This window comes from Streptomyces sp. R-07 (genome assembly GCF_049913175.1).
GTDB lineage: Bacteria > Actinomycetota > Actinomycetes > Streptomycetales > Streptomycetaceae > Streptomyces.
The window spans coordinates 3,100,581-3,117,837 of record NZ_CP183978.1 but is presented as its reverse complement, the minus strand read 5'-3'; the positions used below and the strand labels follow the sequence as shown (position 1 = coordinate 3,117,837).

The following is a 17,257-nucleotide window of genomic DNA, read 5'->3' as shown; positions in this document are numbered from 1 at the left end:
ACGTACGCGTGAACAGGGGAGGCGACACGACATGGCCGCGAAGGACCGGGACCGGTTCTCGACCGCGACCCGGATCAGGCTGCTCGGTGAGCAGACCGCCGCCCGTGTCTACCGCTCCCAGACCCGCCGCCAGGCCCGCCGCTCCCGGCTCACCGGCCGCGCGGCCTTCCTCGCCCTCGTGGTCTGCTCCCTCGTCGTGGCGCTCGCCTACCCGATGCGCAGCTACGTCTCCCAGCAGGGCGAGATCGCCGAGCAGGAACGCAGGGCCGCCGAGGCCGCCCGGCGGGTCGAGGAACTGAAGGACGAGAAGGCCCGCCTCCAGGACCCCGCCTACGTCCGCCGCCTCGCCCGCGAGCACCTGCACTACGTGCTCCCCGGCGAGACCGGCTTCACCGTGAACGACCCCGACGCGGAGCAACGGCCCCGCGCCGACCAGGGCGCGGCCGACCGACCCTGGTACGACAACCTCTGGGACGGCGTCGACCACGCCGACCGCCCGTAACGACCTGACGAGCAAGGCAGACATGGAAACGCCCCCTCCGCAGACCGAACGCACCGAGCCCACCGGGACGGACATCGCCGCCTTCGAGCTCCAGCTCGGGCGCCCGCCCCGCGGCCTGCGCGCCATCGCGCACCGCTGCCCGTGCGGCAACCCGGACGTGGTCGAGACCGCGCCCCGGCTCCCCGACGGCACGCCGTTCCCCACCACGTACTACCTGACCTGCCCCCGGGCGGCCTCGGCCATCGGCACCCTGGAGGCCAACGGGGTCATGAAGGAGATGCAGGCCCGGCTCGCCACCGACCCGGAGCTCGCCGCCGCCTACCGGGCCGCGCACGAGGACTACATCGCCCGCCGTGACGCCATCGAGGTCCTGGAGGGCTTCCCGAGCGCCGGCGGCATGCCGGACCGGGTCAAGTGCCTGCACGTCCTCGTCGGCCACTCGCTGGTGGCCGGCCCGGGTGTCAACCCGTTCGGCGACGAGGCCCTCGCGATGCTGCCCGAGTGGTGGGCGAAGGGCCCGTGCGTGAACCCGTGCGCGGAGAAGGAAGAGGACGCGAAGTGACTCGGGTCGCCGCGATCGACTGCGGTACGAACTCCATCCGCCTCCTCGTCGCCGACGTACACCCGGACACGGGTGACCTGATCGAGCTGGACCGGCGGATGACGATCGTCCGGCTCGGGCAGGGCGTCGACAAGACCGGCCGGCTCGCGCCCGAGGCGCTGGAGCGGACCTTCGCGGCCTGCCGCGAGTACGCCGAGGTCATCAAGGAGCTGGGCGCCGAGCGGCTCCGCTTCGTCGCCACCTCCGCCTCCCGCGACGCCGAGAACCGCGCGGACTTCGTGAACGGGGTCGTGGAGATCCTGGGCGTCGAGCCCGAGGTCATCACCGGCGACCAGGAGGCCGCGTTCTCCTTCACCGGCGCCACCGGCTCACTGGGCGGCGACGACCGGCGCCTCGTCGTGGACATCGGCGGCGGCTCCACCGAGTTCGTGGTCGGCAACAAGCACGTCGAGGCCGCCCGCTCCGTCGACATCGGCTGCGTCCGGCTCACCGAGCGGCACGTCCGCCACGACCCGCCGACCGCCGAGGAGGTCGCCGCGATCCGCGCCGACGTCCGCGCCGCGCTCGACCTGGCCGCCGGAACCGTGCCGATCGACACGGCGGAGACCCTCGTCGGGCTCGCCGGCTCGGTCACGACGGTCGCCGCGATCGCCCTCGGACTGCCGGAGTACGACTCCGAGAAGGTCCACCACTCCCGGATCTCGGCCGCACAGGTCGCCGAGGTCACCGAGCGGCTCCTCGCCTCCACCCACGACGAGCGCGCCGCGATCCCCGTCATCCACCCCGGCCGGGTCGACGTGATCATCGCCGGGGCGCTGGTCCTGCGGGAGATCGTCGAGCGGGTCGGAGCCCACGAGGTCGTCGTCAGCGAGCACGACATCCTCGATGGGATCGCCCTATCCGCGGCATAGCGGGCATCTATCGACGCCCCCGGCGAGATGTCGTCGGGAAAGTTCGTGAAGTTCTTCACAAGGAAAAGGGCCCCGATGGCGCCCGAGGAAGGTCTTTAGGCCCTCCGAGGGGTGTCTCGGGGTCCTTTCGCAGGTGCGGAGGCCGATTCGCTCGTTGTTTCCATCGTGTGAACCAGGGCTCTGGTTCAGCGTTAACAAGGGCTCTCCAGGCCAGTTCACGAGGGGTGAACAACGTTCGCCAGTGCACCCCGGTTCCTTTGCAGCACCATGACGTGGATCACGTGGGCGGCGGAGTGTAGCAGAGGTGTCCAGAGACCTTGTGAAGGGGCGCACGAGCACCCCCCTCAGGAGGGGTGGATACTCGATCCCATGAGCACCACGGAGCGTCCCAGGATCCTCGTAGTAGGCGGCGGGTACGTAGGCCTGTACGCAGCTCGGCGCATCCTCAAGAAGATGCGCTACGCGGAGGCGACCGTCACGGTCGTCGACCCGCGGTCGTACATGACCTACCAGCCCTTCCTCCCCGAAGCCGCCGCCGGCAGCATCTCGCCGCGCCACGTCGTCGTCCCGCTGCGACGCGTCGTGCGCGGAGCGGAGGTGCTCACCGGCCGGGTCACCACCATCGACCAGGACCGCAAGGTCGCCACGATCGCGCCGCTCGTCGGCGAGGCGTACGAGCTGCCGTTCGACTACCTGGTCATCGCCATGGGCGCGGTCTCCCGCACCTTCCCGATCCCCGGCCTCGCCGAGCAGGGCATCGGCATGAAGGGCATCGAGGAGGCCATCGGCCTGCGCAACCACGTCCTCGAGCAGCTCGACAAGGCCGACTCGACCACCGACGAGGAGGTCCGCCGCAAGGCGCTGACCTTCGTCTTCGTGGGCGGCGGCTTCGCCGGCGCGGAGACCATCGGCGAGGTCGAGGACCTGGCCCGCGACGCCGCGAAGTACTACCAGAACGTGTCGCGCGAGGACATGCGCTTCGTCCTGGTCGACGCGGCCGACAAGATCCTCCCCGAGGTGGGCCCGAAGCTCGGCCAGTACGGCAAGGAGCACCTCGAGGGCCGCGGTATCGAGATCTACCTCGAGACCTCGATGGACTCCTGCGTCGACGGCCACGTCGTGCTGAAGAACGGCCTCGAGGTCGACTCCAACACGATCGTGTGGACCGCCGGCGTGAAGCCCAACCCGGCGCTCTCCCGCTTCGGTCTGCCGCTCGGCCCCCGCGGCCACGTGGACTGCAACGAGAAGCTCCAGATCAACGGCCTCGACTACGCCTGGGCCGCGGGCGACAACGCCCAGGTCCCGGACATGGTCGGCCGCAAGGCGGGCAACCCGAACGCCTGGTGCCCGCCGAACGCCCAGCACGCCCTGCGCCAGGCCAAGGTCCTCGGCGACAACGTGGTGGCCGGCATGCGCGGCTTCCCGCAGAAGGAGTACAGCCACGCCAACAAGGGCGCGGTGGCCGGACTCGGTCTGCACAAGGGCGTCGCGATGATCGTCATGGGCAAGGTGAAGATCAAGCTCAAGGGCCGTCTCGCCTGGTACATGCACCGCGGCTACCACGGCATGGCGATGCCGACGTGGAACCGCAAGATCCGCGTCTTCGCCGACTGGACCCTCGCGATGTTCCTCAAGCGCGAGGTCGTCTCCCTCGGCGCCATGGAGACGCCGCGCGAGGAGTTCTACGAGGCCGCCAAGCCCGCCCCGGCGCCGGCCGCCCCGGCGCAGGAGAAGGCCAAGGCCTCCTGACCCCGTAGTACACCCCGTAGTACACGCAAGGCCGTAAAAGGGCCGTCCGCCATCCGTGGTGCGGACGGCCCTTCGCGTGTTTTGCCGACTCGTTGCGCTGCGCCGGGACTGCAAACGCCTACTGACGGTGTTCCCTTGGTGACGAACATTTCTGGGGCACGAAGATCACGGAGGTGTGCACCATGGCCGACGCCGCGTCGCGGCTGACGACCCTCGCCGAGGAACTCCTCGGAGGACCGCTCCCGGTTCGCCTGCGAGCCTGGGACGGCAGCGAGGCCGGGCCCCCCGGCGGCCCCGTCCTGATCGTCCGCGACCGCCGGGCCCTGCGGAGGATGATCTGGAAGCCCGGCGAACTGGGCCTGACCCGCGCCTGGGTGGCCGGTGAGATCGACGTCGAGGGCGACCTCTACGCGCTCCTGGACAGCCTCTCCGGCCTCCTGTGGGAGCGCGGCGAGGAGACCAGGAGCCTGCTCGAATCCGCACGCGATCCCAAGCTCCGCGCCGCCGCCCGCGCCCTGCTGCGGCTCGCCGGGCCGCTGCCGCCGCCGCGGCCCCCGGCCGAGGAGATGCGCGGCCGCAGCGGCAGCCGGCACAGCAAGCGCCGCGACAAGCAGGCGATCAGCCACCACTACGACGTCGGCAACGACTTCTACGAGCTGGTCCTCGGCCCCTCGATGGTCTACTCCTGCGCGTACTGGACGGAGGACGGGACCCTGGAGGAGGCCCAGCGCGACAAGCTGGACCTCATCGCCCGCAAGCTGAACCTCAAGGAGGGCGACCGGCTCCTCGACGTGGGCTGCGGCTGGGGCTCCATGGCCATCCACGCGGCCCGCGAGTACGGCGCCCGGGTCGTCGGCGTCACCCTCTCCCGCGAACAGGCCGCCTTCGCCCGCAAGCGGATCGCCGACGAGGGCCTCACCGACCTGATCGAGATCCGGGTCCAGGACTACCGGGACGTCCCCGACGGCCCGTACGACGCGATCTCCTCGATCGGCATGGCCGAGCACGTGGGTGCCGTGAAGTACCGGGAGTACGCCGACACCCTGTACGGCCTCCTCAAGCCCGGCGGGCGGCTCCTGAACCACCAGATCTCCCGGCGCCCCGAGCCCGACGAGGAGGCCTACGAGGTCGACGCCTTCATCGACGCGTACGTCTTCCCCGACGGCGAACTCGCCCCGATGGGCCGCACCCTGACGACCCTGGAGGACGCGGGATTCGAGGTCCGGGACGTGGAGGCGATCCGCGAGCACTACGCGCTCACGCTGCGCCGCTGGGTGGCCAACCTGGAGGCGGACTGGGACCGGGCGGTCCGGCTCACCTCGCCCGGGCGGGCCCGGATCTGGCGGCTCTACATGGCGGCCTCGGCGGTCTCCTTCGAGCGCAACCGGATCGGCGTGAACCAGTTCCTCGCCGTGAAGACCCCGGTGTCGGGTGCGAGCGGGACGGCGCTGCGACCGCGCGTGTGGAACGAGAAGATCTGACGCACGCGCGCGAAGGGCCGGTCCCCCTGGTGGGGAGACCGGCCCTTCGGCTTCGTACGGGTGCTACTCGGCCTTGATCGCGGAGAGCATGTTCAGCTTCGCCGCGCTCCGGGCCGGCCACAGGGAGGCGAGGACGCCGACCAGGGCCGCCAGGACCAGGAAGAGGCCGATCCGGTCCCAGGGCAGGACCAGGGCGTAGCCCGGCAGGCTGTTCTTGAAGGTCTCGCCGAGCGCCCAGCCGAGGAACGAGCCGAGGCCGATGCCGACGACCGCGCCGAACACCGCGATGACCACGGCCTCCAGACGGACCATCCGCTTCACGCGGCGCCGGTCGAGACCGATCGCCCGCAGCATGCCGATCTCCTGCTGGCGCTCGAAGACGGACATCGCGAGGGTGTTGACGACACCGAGGACGGCGATGATCAGGGCCATGCCGAGCAGGCCGTAGACGATGTTCAGGAGCATGTTGATCGGGCCGCCGAAGGCGTCACGGATCTCCTTGTGGTCCATGACCTGGATCGCCGGGTTGTCACCCATGGCCTTCGACAGGGCCTGCTGGTGGGCCGCGCTCGCGCCGCCGTCCGTCGAGACGAAGATCTGACGGATCTCCGCCTGCTCCTCGTGCGCGGTGACCAGCTCGGTGTCCGCCAGGACCGGCGAGACGAACTCGTTGGCCTCGTAGACCGCGCCGACCGTCAGCTTCCCCTTCTGCCTGTCCAGGAACTCGACCGGGACGGTGTCGCCGACCTTCAGGCCGCGCTTGGCGGCGACCTCGTCGTCGACGGCGATCGTGTTCCCGCCGAGGGAGGACAGCGAGCCGTTCACGACCTCCAGCTTGAGGACCTTCTCGACGGCGCCGGGGGTGACACCCGAGACCGAGGCGAACGAGCCCTTCAGGTCGAAGGCGCCCGCCTGCTGCGGGGAGACGGCGGAGACGCCGGGAGCCTTCTCCAGAGCGGTCAGTGCCTCCTGGCTCAGACCGTTGCCGCTGGCCATGGTGACCATGTAGTCGGCCTTGATCTGGTCGGTCGTCGCCTTGTCGATGGCCGAGCCGACCGTGGCGCCGATCACCGAGAGACCGGTGACGAGGGTCAGGCCGATGGCGAGCGCGGAGGCGGTGGCGCCGGTGCGGCGTGGGTTGCGTTCCGCGTTGAGGCCGGCGAGCTTGCCGGAGACCCCGTAGACGCCCACGAGAACGGGGCGGAGCAGGGCGATCACGGGCCGGGACAGCATCGGGATCAGCACGATGACGCCGATGAGGGTGAGGAACGCGCCGCCCGCGATGTACATGCGGCCGTCGTCGCCGCCCGTGCCGGCGCCGAGCACGATCAGCACGACACCGATCGCGGTGAGCACGGCGCCGATGGAGTTCCGCACGACGAGCGACTTGGTGCTCTGGGTGGCGTGGACGCTGCTCATCGCGGCGACCGGAGGGATCTTCGCGGCGCGGCGGCCGGGCAGCCAGGCGGCGAGCATCGTGATCAGGACACCGACGGCGAAGGCGGCGACGGCCGGGGTGGCTTCGAGGACCAGGTCGCCGGCCGGGACCTTCAGGTCGAAGGCGCTCATGGCCGAGCGGAGGCCGACGGCCAGGCCGATGCCGAGGACGTAGCCGACGGCGGAGGCGACCAGACCGACGAGACCGGCCTCGGCGAGGACGGAGCGGGTGATCTGCTTGCGCGAGGCACCGACCGCGCGCATCAGGGCCAGTTCCTTGGTGCGCTGGGCGACCAGCATGGTGAAGGTGTTGGAGATCAGGAAGATCCCGACGAAGAGCGCGATGCCCGCGAAGCCCAGGAGCACCTGGTTGAGCGCGCCCATGCCGGACTCGATGTCCTTGGCCTGCTGGTCGGCGAGGGCCGTGCCGGTCTGTGCGGTGGCCGCCTTCGGGACGACCGTCAGGACGTCGTCGAGGAGCTTGCCGGTGTCGGCGCCGGGCGCGGCGGTGACGGTCAGGCTCTGGAAGTACCCGGGCTTGAGGTAGAGCTTCTGAGCGACGGGTGAATCGAACAGGACGAGGCTGCCGCCGGCGTTGACGGCGCCGTCCTCGGTGGTGAAGACACCGGCGAGCTCGTACTCCTTCACCGGGCCGTTGGTGGCGACGCGGACGGTGTCGCCGACCTTGTATCCGCCCTTGTCTGCGGTGTCCTTGTCGAGCGCGATCTGCGTGTCCTGGACCGGCCCGGCACCCGTGGTGAAGGTGTACGCGCGGTCCTTGCCGTCCTTGCCGGGGGCGAAGTTGGCGCCCTTGTTGGCCCAGCCGGCGCCGATCAGTTTGCCGTTCCGGTCGGGCACACCGGCGAAGCCGTCGACGCGCGGGGAGACGGAGGCGACCCCGTCGAGCTTCGCGACCTTGTCGACGACCTGCTGGGAGAGGCCGGGGGTCTTCCGGGCCTCCTCGGGGTTCGGGTACATCTGGACGGCGACGTCGACGTCGTCGAAGCTCTTGGCCGACTGGTTGCGGAAGGCCTGGGACAGGGTGTCGGTGAAGACGAGGGTGCCGGAGACGAAGGCCACGCCGAGCATCACGGCGAGGACGGTCATCAGCAGTCTCGCCTTGTGCGCGAGGACGTTGCGCAGGGCGGTACGGAACATGGGTGGGTCCTGGAGTTCGAGGAGGCTGCGGGCGGGGGCGGCTCGGGTCCGCGTCAGCTCGTACGGCCCTTGGCGTCGAAGGCCTTCATGCGGTCGAGGACGCCGTCCGCCGTCGGGCGCAGCATCTCGTCGACGATCCGGCCGTCCGCGAGGAAGATCACGCGATCCGCGTAGGAGGCGGCCGTCGCGTCGTGGGTGACCATGACGACGGTCTGGCCCAGTTCCCGCACCGAGTTGCGCAGGAAGCCGAGGACCTCGGCGCCCGAGCGGGAGTCCAGGTTTCCGGTGGGCTCGTCGCCGAAGATGATCTCGGGGCGGGAGGCGAGGGCGCGGGCCACGGCCACGCGCTGCTGCTGGCCGCCGGAGAGCTCGGACGGGCGGTGGCTGAGGCGGGCGGACAGGCCGAGCATGTCGATGACCTGCTGGACCCACTGCTTGTCGGCCTTGCGGCCCGCGATGTCCATCGGCAGCGTGATGTTCTCCAGGGCCGTCAGCGTCGGCAGCAGGTTGAAGGCCTGGAAGATGAAGCCGATCTTGTCCCGGCGGAGCTGGGTGAGCTGCTTGTCCTTCAGGGTGGAGAGCTCCGTCTCGCCGATCCGGACCGAGCCGGAGGAGAAGGAGTCGAGGCCGGCGACGCAGTGCATGAGCGTCGACTTGCCGGAGCCGGAGGGGCCCATGATCGCGGTGAACTCGCCCTGCCGGAAGTCGACGGTGACATGGTCGAGCGCGACCACCTGGGTCTCGCCCTGCCCGTAGACCTTCGAGAGATCCGTGGCGCGGGCGGCCACCGCGGTGGCGCGGGACACGGTGGGGGTGGTGGTCACGGAGGACTCCTGTCACTGCGGGGTTGTTTCGGGAACCCCTCCATCGTGTCGAGCGTTGTGGCCCCGGTCGTCCGTCCACATGCCCGTTCCGAGGGCAGTCTCGAGTCTGACCGGGGGCCGGGATCGTCCTCCTGAGGTATGACGGCACCCCTGAGAGGCACCCCCGCGCGGAGGGTCCGGCGGAGGTGACAGACCTGCGACGACTTTTCGTCATTCCGGGGGGTGCGGCTTTGCGCCTGCGACCCCCGTCACAGTTTGGCGAAAGGGCCCCCACCTGCACTGACGCACCCTCAGACGTCAATAAAATAAGACAACATCGGGCCGACGTTCCGCTGATCGGGGGAAGGGGCCCCGATAGGCTCATGTGCCAACGCGGAGCTTCGCGGCGACGCCCGGATGGTGGAATGCAGACACGGCGAGCTTAAACCTCGCTGGCCTTCGGGCCGTACCGGTTCGAGTCCGGTTCCGGGCACCACGGTTTCGCACGGTTGCGCTACGACGGCAGGCGGTCGAGCAGCCAGGAGTCGTACTCCTCGGAGAGCAGCGGGCCGCCGGAGGCGGCCGTTCCGCCGGTGATCGTGTCGTCCGCGGCCTCCTCGTCCAGGCCGTCGCCCTTGCCCTCGTCCACGAGACGCAGGAAGCGGGGGATCCGGGGACGCTCTCCCATCCGGCTCAGCTCGGCCTCGTCCTCCAGTTCCGGCGCGGCGCCGTCGTGGGAGAAGAAGACGCCCGTCCGGTGGTCGATCCGCTGGTACTCCATGCCCGCGAGGGCGTAGCGGGCGGCGAGGGCGCCCTGCCCGGTGCCGCCGACGGCCAGCGGGGCGTCGCCCGCGCACTCCGCGATGGCGCGCGTGACGGTGTTCTGGACGGTCCCGCCGTCCCCGGTCATGGACCCGTCGTCGGGCAGCCCGAGCAGGATCAGGTCGTGGCCGCGCGCCGCCAGTTCCGAGCGGAGCGAGTACGAGCCGTGGTCCGCGCGCGCGGCGAGGTCGGCGAGCTCGGTGCCGGCGTCGCCGACCAGGATCACGGGCCTGGTGAGGTTCCCGTTCGCGGTGAAGACCCACGCGGTCGCGTGGCGCAGGGTCCAGATCTCGTGCGGTTCGGCAGTCATGGGGATCTCCCGTGGAGGGGGTGGTTCCGTACGGGAGGAGCCTGGCCGGGCGAGGGGGGCCCGCGTCGACGAAGATCGAAAACTTACGGGAAAAGATCCTCCCCGAGCACTAGGGAGTTTCTTTTGCCTACCCATTACTCTTGACGCAAGACCGCGCCGTGCGGTCTTGCCATGGAGGAGTGAGATGAGGAGCAGCAACCCGGTCTTCTCGCGACGGGGGTTCAGCCGCGACGCCGGCTACGCGGGCTTCAACGCGCAGCAGCCGCAGGCCGGGGGCCCCGCCGTCGGAACCAACCCGTACGCCCAGGGCGCGGCGAACCCGTACGCGACCAACCCGTACGCCCCGCAGGACGTCCAGCTCGGTGCCCCGCAGCAGGCCCGCGGCAACGTGATGACGATCGACGACGTCGTGAGCCGTACGGCCATGACGCTCGGCACGGTCGTGGTCACCGCCGTCCTGTCCTGGCTGCTGCTGCCGGTCGACCCGGCGAACCTGGGCAAGTCCTACGGCATCGCCATCGGCGCCGGCCTGGTCGCCATGGTCCTGTCGCTCGTGCAGTCCTTCAAGCGCAAGCCGTCGCCCGCGCTGATCCTGGGGTACGCCGCCTTCGAGGGCGTCTTCCTCGGCGTGATCTCCGCCGCCGTCTCGACGTACATCGCCGACGGCGTGGTCATCCAGGCGGTCCTGGGCACGATGGCGGTCTTCGCCGGCGTGCTCATCGCCTACAAGATGGGCTGGATCCGCGTCACCCGCCGCTTCTACGGCTTCGTGATCGCCGCCGCGATGGGCTTCGTGCTCCTCATGGCGGTCAACATGCTGTTCGCCGTCTTCGGCGGCGGTGACGGCCTCGGCTTCCGCAGCGGTGGTCTCGGCATCCTCTTCGGCGTCGTCGGCATCATCCTCGGTGCCTGCTTCCTCGCCCTCGACTTCAAGCAGGTCGAGGACGGCGTGACCTACGGCGCGCCGCGCGAGGAGGCCTGGCTGGCCGCCTTCGGTCTCACCATGACCCTGGTGTGGATCTACCTGGAGATGCTGCGCCTCCTGTCGATCCTGCAGGGCGACGACTGACGCACCCCCTGACTCGGGGGGAAGGGCCCGTCCGGCTTCGTGCCGGGCGGGCCCTTCCGCTTGCCTAGGCGGCGTCCAGCAGGACCTTCGCCGCCGCCTTCGCCTGCGCGGCCGGTTCGGGGGAGCCGGTGATGCCCGCGACGGCCATGGCGCCGTTGGCGAGCAGGGCCAGCTGGTCGGCGAGGACGGGCGGGGCGCCGAGGGCGTCCGTCTGCTCGGCGAAGTACGCCCGCAGGGCCTCCTTGTGGTCGCGGGCGATCGCGGCGACCGAGGGGGTGACCCCGCCGAGCTCCCCGAAGGTGTTGATGAACGCGCAGCCGCGGAACCCGGGCTCCGCGAACCAGCCGGCCAGCCAGTCGAAGACCGCGAGCGCCCGCTCGTACGGGCCCTCCGCGGTCCGTGCGCCATGGCCGGCGAGGGCGCCCCGGACGGCCTCGCCGCGGCGCCTCAGGACGGCCTCGACCAGGAGGTCCTTGGACGGGAAGACCTGGTAGAGCCGCTTCAGCGAGACCCCGGACGCGGTGCGGATGGCGTCCATGCCGACGGACTGCACCCCCCGCTCGTCGAAGAGCCGCTCCGCGGTGTCGAGCAGCTGCAGCTCGGCGGTTTCCGCGTCCATCGTCCGATCACCCCTTGCGTGGAGAACCATCGTTCTCCTAGTCTACAGGTCATCGGGAGAACGCTCGTTCTCTCGATCGGAATCGAAACGGGGAGTCCCTCATGTCCGCCTTCGCCCTGCGCGCCCGCACCGTCACCGTCGACGGGCTCGACGTCTTCTACCGGGAGGCCGGCGACCCGGCGAACCCCACCCTCGTCCTGCTGCACGGCTTCCCGTCCAGCTCGCACATGTACCGGGGGCTCATCGCCGACCTCGCCGACACGTACCACCTGATCGCCCCGGACCACATCGGCTTCGGAGCCTCCGCCGCACCGGCCGTCGAGGACTTCCCGTACAGCTTCGAGAAGCTCACCGAGATCACCCTCGGGCTCCTCGACCACCTGGGCGTCGAGCGGTTCGCGCTCTACCTCCAGGACTACGGCGCGCCGATCGGCCTGCGGATCGCCTCCCGGCACCCCGAGCGCGTCACCGCGATCGTCAGCCAGAGCGGCAACGCCTACCTGGAGGGGTTCACGCCCTTCTGGGACGTGCTCTTCGCGCACGCCGAGGACCGGGCGGCGAACGAGGCCGGGGTGCGCGAGCTGCTGACCGCCGAGGCCACCCGCTGGCAGTACACCCACGGCGTGCCCGCCGACCGGCTCGACCGGATCTCCCCCGAGACCTGGACCCTGGACCAGGCCGGCCTCGACCGGCCCGGCAACAAGGAGATCCAGCTCCAGCTCTTCTGGGACTACCAGTTCAACCTGGACGGCTACCCGGCCTTCCAGGAGTACTTCCGCACCCACCGGCCGCCGCTGCTCGCGGCCTGGGGGCGCGGTGACGAGATCTTCGGGCCGGCCGGTGCGGAGGCCTTCGCCCGGGACCTGCCGGACGCCGAGATCCACCTCCTCGACGCCGGACACTTCGCCCTGGAGACGCACGGCGAGGAGATCGCCGCACTCGTCCGCGACTTCCTCGGCCGGCACGTGAAGTGACCCCGCCGGGGCGGGGCCGGCGCGCGGCTCAGAGCAGTCTGCGCGCCGCCCGCCGCAGGTCGTACTCGTGGATGATCGCCTTCGCGTGGCCGTACGCCAGCTCGTGCGCCCCGCGGAGCCAGCTGACGCGCTCCTCGAAGCGGAGGAGGGAGGGGCCCTCCTCGACGGTGCGCATCCATTCGGCGATCTCGCGGCCGGTGCGGCGCGGGATGCGGGCCAGCATGTTGCGGTGGGTCTCTTCGGAGAATGTGTGGGACATCGGCGCCTCCGGACGCGTCGTACCGTGAACTGCTCCTCGTACTCCTTCACGTCACCGTGCCGAAGGGTTCGCCCGTTGGCAAGGGGCCCGGGAGGGCGCGTAGGGTCGCGGCGTGCACGATACGAGTGAACTGACCGCCGCCGTCGAGCGGTTCGCCGACCGGCTGCGGGCCGCCCCGCACAGCCGCCTCCAGCGCGGCGCGGCGGCCGAAGGGCTGGCCCTCGCCCGGGAGTTGGCGGTACGCGCCCAGCGCGCCGAGGACCCGGACCGGGAGCCGCGGATCATGCCGGACGCGGGTCTCTTCACGGTGGCCGACCAGCTCGCCGTCGCCGGGAACGATCTGGCCGAGATCCTGCGAACGGCCCCGGCCGACTCCCGCGCGGGGGAGCTGGACGAGGCCGTGAGGCTGGTACGGGAGGCGGCGGAGCGCTCGGGGCTCTGAGGGGGCTCCGGGGGCCTTGAGGGGCTCCGCGTGATTCTGGGGGCCCTGGCGTCTCTAGAGAAGCTCTACGGGCCTCTGGGGGCCCTACAGGGAGGCGATCACGCGGTCGGCGAGGATGTAGACGTTCTCCTCGTCCGTGTCGCCGTACGAGAAGGTCAGGGCGAAGGCGCCCGAGACGCCCGAGCCGCCGAGCAGAACCGGGGTCCGGCCCGCGCGCAGGGCCTCGGCGAGGCGCTCCGCGGTCTCGCGGTGACCGGGGGTCATACAGAGCGTGGTGCCGTCCGCGAAGACGTACACGTCGAGCGTGCCGAGCGGACCCGGACGCACGTCGGTGAGCGCGGTACCGGTGTCCGCGAGCTCCTCCAGGCGGGCCACCGTCCGCTCGTGGTCGGTGACGACGGGGGTCTGCACCGGCACGAAGTCCGGGTGCGAGGGGTGCCGGCGGCGGGCCGCGGCCAGCTCCGCCGAGTCCTCGGGGTACTCCTCGAAGGAGTCGAGCGCGTCGGCGCCGTCCAGCGCGGCGGCCTCCGCCTCCATCGCCTCCAGGGCCATCGCCTCGAGACCCGCGAAGTCCGCCTGGCGCGGCACGAAGAAGGTTCCGTCGTCGACCGGGCCGCCGAGACCGCCGAGCAGGGACGGGGCGTCGGCCGCGTCACGGGCCTCCTGCGCGGCCCAGAAGGCGCGCGCCTCCGCGAGCTCGCGCTCGCGCTCCTCGGCCAGCGCCTCGGCGACCGCGGCCCGTATCTCGGCCGCGGGCGTGGCCCGGGCCGCCGGGACCGTGACGCCGTGACCGGCGGCCAGCTCGCCCCGCAGGGCGGTGACCTCCTTGCGGAGACCGTGGACGGCGTGCAGGGCAGCAGCGCCCACGGCCGTGGCAGCGGCCGTGGTCAGCAGCAGGGCAAGAGACATGGCGCTCACTGACGTACTCCCGATTCCGAGTCGATCCCCCGACTTCCTACATCAGCTTGTCCTGGGGTGGTGCCCGCTGTCAGTGCATTACGTCACGAATTGGACAGGTATTTCTGCCAGGCGTTTAGTCCCGAAACCGCTCTGACCTGGGAAAACGAACTCCCCCGGGATGTAGGTCACATCCTGGGGGAGATTCGGTCACGGCTGGGACGCGGAGCGGTTGACGCGCTCGGCGCGTGGAGAGCGGGGGCGGGTCAGCCGAGGCGCTCGCTTCTTCGGCCGCACTGAGCTTCGCCACCGCTGCGGGCAGGTGCCGCCTTCGTTCCTCAGGCGACCCCTACCCTCCGCTACGGCTCAGCTCAGCCGCTCGTTCCCTTGGTCGCGCTGAGCTTCGCCACCGCTGCGGGCAGGTGCCGCCTTCGTTCCTCAGGCGACCCCTACCCTCCGCTACGGCTCAGCTCAGCCGCTCGATGACCATGGCCATGCCCTGGCCGCCGCCGACGCACATGGTCTCCAGGCCGAACTGCTTGTCGTGGAACTGGAGGCTGTTGATCAGCGTGCCGGTGATCCGGGCGCCGGTCATGCCGAAGGGGTGGCCGACGGCGATGGCGCCACCGTTGACGTTCACCTTGTCCAGGTCCAGGCCCAGGTCCTGGTAGGACGGGATCACCTGGGCGGCGAAGGCCTCGTTGATCTCGGCCAGGTCGATGTCGCCGATCGTCAGGCCGGCGCGCTGGAGGGCCTGCTTCGAGGCCTCGACCGGGCCGAGGCCCATGATCTCGGGGGAGAGGCCGGAGACGCCGGTGGAGACGATCCGGGCCAGCGGGGTCAGGCCGAGCTCGCGGGCCTTGGTGTCGGACATGATCACCAGGGCGGCGGCGCCGTCGTTCAGCGGGCAGCAGTTCGCGGCCGTGACCAGGCCGTCGGGGCGGAAGACCGGCTTGAGGCCCTGCACGCCCTCCAGGGTGACGCCGGCGCGCGGGCCGTCGTCCGCCGAGACGACCGTGCCGTCCGGCAGGGTCACCGGGGTGATCTCGCGCTCCCAGAAGCCGTTCTTGATGGCCTGCTCGGCGAGGTTCTGCGACCGTACGCCGAACTCGTCCATCTCCTGGCGGCTGATGCCCTTGAGGCGGGCCAGGTTCTCCGCGGTCTGGCCCATCGCGATGTAGGCGTCCGGGACGATGCCGTCCTCGCGCGGGTCGTGCCAGGTGGAGCCCTCGGAGGCGGCGACCGCGGCGGTGCGGGCCTCGGCCTCGGCGAAGAACGGGTTGTGCGTGTCGGGCAGCGAGTCCGAGTTGCCCTTCACGAAGCGGGACACCATCTCGACACCGGCCGAGATGAAGACGTCGCCCTCGCCCGCCTTGATCGCGTGCAGCGCCATGCGGGAGGTCTGCAGCGAGGAGGAACAGTAACGGGTGATCGTGCAGCCCGGCAGGTGGTCCATGCCCATCTGCACGGCGACGATCCGGCCCAGGTTGTTGCCCTGCTCGCCGCCGGGGAGGCCGCAGCCGAGCATCAGGTCGTCGATGTCGCGCGGGTCCAGCTCGGGCACCTTGGCCAGGGCGGCCTGGACGATGGTCGCGGTGAGGTCGTCCGGCCGCAGGTCCTTCAGGGAGCCCTTGAAGGCCCGGCCGATGGGCGAGCGGGCGGTCGAGACGATCACGGCTTCGGGCATCACGGCTCCATGAGGGTGCGGAGTGGGCGGACTGAAAGGGAAGTTACCCGTACGTACCGCACGGGTCACCGCCCGGACGGTGTGACGCGGACCTCTTTTCTAAGCGAGCGCTCAGCGCCGGGCGCCGGGCGGGGTGTCCGGCGCCCCTGCGATGCGGGCCACCGCACGGGCGTCCGGCGCCTCCCGCGCGGGCGCCCGCCCGCAGCCCGGGCCCCGTGTGGGCAATCGTCCCGCTCGAGCAGGGGGACCCCCATCGCCCCAGCGGAACAACTGCCCACAACGGGGGCGGCGGGGGCGCCAGCCCGGCGGGGCGGCCGCCACGGCCGGGCGGTGGGTGCCGCACCGCCGGAGCGAGGGCCCGCTCCGGCCGGCGGTGCGGGGGAGCACGGTCGAGGGTGCCGCCCCCCCCGGTGGCGCGGGGGCCCCAACGGTGTGGGCGCCGCCCAGGCGGTGCGGGGGGCAGCGTTCGGGGCGTCGCAGCGGCGGACCGAGGGGTCGCCCCGCCGGGGTGGTTACGGGTGGGGGGCGTCCTCCGGGGAGGGGGCCGGGGAGTCCGGGGTCGGGAGGCGCCGCCGGCGGCGGTGTTTCAGGAGGGCCCAGGGCGCGCGGACGCCCGTGACCTCCGTGCCCGCCTCCCTCACCGCCTCCGCCGCCGCCTTCGCCACCGGCAGCACGTTCTCGTGCCGGGCCGGCTCCAGGCCGTCCGTTTCCGGCCAGACGCCGAGCGCCGCGCAGAGGGTCGGCAGGACCGCCATCGCCGCCGTCGCGTACCCCTCCGCCGAGGGGTGGAAGTTGTCCACGCCGAACATCTCGCGCGGGTTCGCCGCGAACTCGGGCCCGAGGAGGTCGCCGAGCGACACCGTCCGGGCGCCCTGTTCCACCACGACGATCGTCTGCGCGGCCGCCAGCTGCCGTGAGGCCCGCCGCGCCAGCCAGCGCAGCGGCTGGTAGACCGGCTCGATCGTGCCGAGATCCGGGCAGGTCCCGACCACCACCTCCGCGCCCGCGGTCCGCAGCCGCCGTACGGCCGAGGCGAGCAGCCGTACCGATTCGGTCGGTGACAGGCGGTGCGTGACGTCGTTCGCGCCGATCATGATCACGCACACGTCCGGCGGCCCGAGCGGCTGGGCGAGCAGCAGCGAGACCTGGCGCTCCAGGTCGTCCGAGCGCGCCCCCGAGAGCGCCACGTTCCGCAGCACCACCGGCCGCTCCGCCACAGCCGCGAGCCCGGAGGCGAGCAGCGCGCCCGGTGTCTGACCCGTGCGGCGGACCCCCTGGCCCGCCGCCGTGGAATCACCCAGAAGGGCCAGCCGCAGCGGGTCCTCCGTGCCGAACGCCCGGCCGTAGAGGCCGTCCGCCACCGGCGGCAGCGGTGCGGGCGCTCCGTAGACCGTGCGCTTCGCGAGCTGTGCCTCGGCCAGGAGGACACCCACCGCCGCCACGCCGATCAGTCCGATGCTCCCGCCGCCGTACGCCGCACCCGCGGCGATCCGCCGCGCCACCCTCGCCCTCGACATGGGGGCCGTCACCTCCTTCAAGCCGTTCAGGGTCTAACTGCCCCGTAACCCGCTCCGA

The 17,257-nt window shown here is 71.4% G+C and carries 16 protein-coding genes and 1 tRNA gene; 9 read left to right on the top strand and 8 right to left on the bottom strand.

The window, feature by feature from the left end; genetic code table 11:
* Nucleotides 1–31: 31 nt before the first annotated feature.
* The 5 genes from ACN9M0_RS14010 to ACN9M0_RS13990 all read left to right on the top strand — a co-directional run bounded on the left by ACN9M0_RS14010 (nucleotide 32) and on the right by ACN9M0_RS13990 (nucleotide 5,205).
* Entirely contained in the window at nucleotides 32–502 is a 471-nt protein-coding gene (locus tag ACN9M0_RS14010; RefSeq protein WP_189805618.1) for an FtsB family cell division protein, read from the top strand.
* Nucleotides 503–524: 22 nt separating this feature from the next.
* Nucleotides 525–1,064, top strand: coding sequence for a DUF501 domain-containing protein (locus tag ACN9M0_RS14005; protein ID WP_366037873.1), 540 nt, complete (start codon nucleotides 525–527; stop codon nucleotides 1,062–1,064).
* On the top strand, nucleotides 1,061–1,975 hold the full coding sequence (locus tag ACN9M0_RS14000) for a Ppx/GppA phosphatase family protein (protein ID WP_366037872.1): 915 nt from the start codon (nucleotides 1,061–1,063) through the stop codon (nucleotides 1,973–1,975). Before ACN9M0_RS14005 ends, ACN9M0_RS14000 begins: the two co-directional genes overlap by 4 nt.
* A gap of 369 nt (nucleotides 1,976–2,344) precedes the next feature.
* Nucleotides 2,345–3,724 (top strand): NAD(P)/FAD-dependent oxidoreductase, encoded by a 1,380-nt coding sequence (locus ACN9M0_RS13995; protein WP_366037871.1) that lies wholly within the window; start codon nucleotides 2,345–2,347, stop codon nucleotides 3,722–3,724.
* Nucleotides 3,725–3,906: 182 nt separating this feature from the next.
* Nucleotides 3,907–5,205 carry a cyclopropane-fatty-acyl-phospholipid synthase family protein gene (locus ACN9M0_RS13990; protein WP_366037870.1) on the top strand — a complete coding sequence of 433 codons (1,299 nt, stop codon included), beginning with the start codon at nucleotides 3,907–3,909 and terminating at the stop codon, nucleotides 5,203–5,205.
* Between the two features lie 63 nt (nucleotides 5,206–5,268).
* On the opposite strand, the gene ACN9M0_RS13985 is transcribed toward ACN9M0_RS13990, so the two are convergent.
* Nucleotides 5,269–7,800 (bottom strand): ABC transporter permease, encoded by a 2,532-nt coding sequence (locus tag ACN9M0_RS13985; protein WP_399698759.1) that lies wholly within the window; start codon nucleotides 7,798–7,800, stop codon nucleotides 5,269–5,271.
* Between the two features lie 53 nt (nucleotides 7,801–7,853).
* Complete coding sequence (locus ACN9M0_RS13980; protein WP_366037868.1) at nucleotides 7,854–8,624, bottom strand: ABC transporter ATP-binding protein; 771 nt, start codon at nucleotides 8,622–8,624, stop codon at nucleotides 7,854–7,856.
* A 390-nt stretch (nucleotides 8,625–9,014) separates the two neighbouring features.
* On the opposite strand from ACN9M0_RS13980, the gene ACN9M0_RS13975 reads away from it, so the two are divergent.
* Nucleotides 9,015–9,099: transfer RNA gene (locus tag ACN9M0_RS13975), tRNA-Leu, on the top strand.
* Nucleotides 9,100–9,117: 18 nt separating this feature from the next.
* Here ACN9M0_RS13975 and ACN9M0_RS13970 read toward each other — a convergent pair.
* Entirely contained in the window at nucleotides 9,118–9,735 is a 618-nt protein-coding gene (locus ACN9M0_RS13970; RefSeq protein WP_426403671.1) for a hypothetical protein, read from the bottom strand.
* A gap of 184 nt (nucleotides 9,736–9,919) precedes the next feature.
* Between ACN9M0_RS13970 and ACN9M0_RS13965 the strand changes: the two genes are divergently transcribed.
* A complete protein-coding gene (locus ACN9M0_RS13965; RefSeq protein ID WP_366037866.1) occupies nucleotides 9,920–10,804 on the top strand; it encodes a Bax inhibitor-1/YccA family protein in 885 nt (294 codons plus the stop codon).
* A gap of 64 nt (nucleotides 10,805–10,868) precedes the next feature.
* Here the strand turns inward: ACN9M0_RS13965 and ACN9M0_RS13960 are convergent, their stop codons facing one another.
* A complete protein-coding gene (locus ACN9M0_RS13960; RefSeq protein ID WP_426403670.1) occupies nucleotides 10,869–11,423 on the bottom strand; it encodes a TetR/AcrR family transcriptional regulator in 555 nt (184 codons plus the stop codon).
* A gap of 101 nt (nucleotides 11,424–11,524) precedes the next feature.
* On the opposite strand from ACN9M0_RS13960, the gene ACN9M0_RS13955 reads away from it, so the two are divergent.
* Nucleotides 11,525–12,397, top strand: a complete 873-nt coding sequence (locus ACN9M0_RS13955) for an alpha/beta fold hydrolase (RefSeq protein WP_366037864.1) — start codon at nucleotides 11,525–11,527, stop codon at nucleotides 12,395–12,397.
* A gap of 28 nt (nucleotides 12,398–12,425) precedes the next feature.
* Here ACN9M0_RS13955 and ACN9M0_RS13950 read toward each other — a convergent pair whose 3' ends face one another.
* Complete coding sequence (locus ACN9M0_RS13950; RefSeq protein WP_366037863.1) at nucleotides 12,426–12,656, bottom strand: DUF4287 domain-containing protein; 231 nt, start codon at nucleotides 12,654–12,656, stop codon at nucleotides 12,426–12,428.
* 112 nt (nucleotides 12,657–12,768) lie between these two features.
* On the opposite strand from ACN9M0_RS13950, the gene ACN9M0_RS13945 reads away from it, so the two are divergent.
* Nucleotides 12,769–13,098, top strand: coding sequence for a hypothetical protein (locus tag ACN9M0_RS13945; RefSeq protein ID WP_366037862.1), 330 nt, complete (start codon nucleotides 12,769–12,771; stop codon nucleotides 13,096–13,098).
* Between the two features lie 84 nt (nucleotides 13,099–13,182).
* Here ACN9M0_RS13945 and ACN9M0_RS13940 read toward each other — a convergent pair whose 3' ends face one another.
* The 3 genes from ACN9M0_RS13940 to ACN9M0_RS13930 form a co-directional block, all read right to left on the bottom strand.
* A complete protein-coding gene (locus ACN9M0_RS13940) occupies nucleotides 13,183–14,007 on the bottom strand; it encodes a hypothetical protein (RefSeq protein WP_426403669.1) in 825 nt (274 codons plus the stop codon).
* Between the two features lie 454 nt (nucleotides 14,008–14,461).
* Nucleotides 14,462–15,682, bottom strand: a complete 1,221-nt coding sequence (locus ACN9M0_RS13935) for an acetyl-CoA C-acetyltransferase (RefSeq protein ID WP_366037860.1) — start codon at nucleotides 15,680–15,682, stop codon at nucleotides 14,462–14,464.
* Between the two features lie 512 nt (nucleotides 15,683–16,194).
* On the bottom strand, nucleotides 16,195–17,199 hold the full coding sequence (locus ACN9M0_RS13930; protein WP_366037859.1) for an SGNH/GDSL hydrolase family protein: 1,005 nt from the start codon (nucleotides 17,197–17,199) through the stop codon (nucleotides 16,195–16,197).
* Between the last annotated feature and the right edge of the window lie 58 nt (nucleotides 17,200–17,257).

Excerpts from the sequence above, each read along its gene's own strand:
- ACN9M0_RS14005 (WP_366037873.1), top strand. The coding sequence starts at position 525 with ATGGAAACGCCCCCTCCGCAGACCGAACGCACCGAGCCCACCGGGACG.
- ACN9M0_RS13970 (WP_426403671.1), bottom strand. The coding sequence starts at position 9,735 with ATGACTGCCGAACCGCACGAGATCTGGACCCTGCGCCACGCGACCGCG.
- ACN9M0_RS13940 (WP_426403669.1), bottom strand. The coding sequence starts at position 14,007 with ATGTCTCTTGCCCTGCTGCTGACCACGGCCGCTGCCACGGCCGTGGGC.
- ACN9M0_RS13955 (WP_366037864.1), top strand. The coding sequence starts at position 11,525 with ATGTCCGCCTTCGCCCTGCGCGCCCGCACCGTCACCGTCGACGGGCTC.
- ACN9M0_RS13960 (WP_426403670.1), bottom strand. The coding sequence starts at position 11,423 with ATGGACGCGGAAACCGCCGAGCTGCAGCTGCTCGACACCGCGGAGCGG.
- ACN9M0_RS13995 (WP_366037871.1), top strand. The coding sequence starts at position 2,345 with ATGAGCACCACGGAGCGTCCCAGGATCCTCGTAGTAGGCGGCGGGTAC.
- ACN9M0_RS13930 (WP_366037859.1), bottom strand. The coding sequence starts at position 17,199 with ATGTCGAGGGCGAGGGTGGCGCGGCGGATCGCCGCGGGTGCGGCGTAC.
- ACN9M0_RS13965 (WP_366037866.1), top strand. The coding sequence starts at position 9,920 with ATGAGGAGCAGCAACCCGGTCTTCTCGCGACGGGGGTTCAGCCGCGAC.
- ACN9M0_RS13950 (WP_366037863.1), bottom strand. The coding sequence starts at position 12,656 with ATGTCCCACACATTCTCCGAAGAGACCCACCGCAACATGCTGGCCCGC.
- ACN9M0_RS13990 (WP_366037870.1), top strand. The coding sequence starts at position 3,907 with ATGGCCGACGCCGCGTCGCGGCTGACGACCCTCGCCGAGGAACTCCTC.
- ACN9M0_RS13985 (WP_399698759.1), bottom strand. The coding sequence starts at position 7,800 with ATGTTCCGTACCGCCCTGCGCAACGTCCTCGCGCACAAGGCGAGACTG.
- ACN9M0_RS13935 (WP_366037860.1), bottom strand. The coding sequence starts at position 15,682 with ATGCCCGAAGCCGTGATCGTCTCGACCGCCCGCTCGCCCATCGGCCGG.
- ACN9M0_RS14010 (WP_189805618.1), top strand. The coding sequence starts at position 32 with ATGGCCGCGAAGGACCGGGACCGGTTCTCGACCGCGACCCGGATCAGG.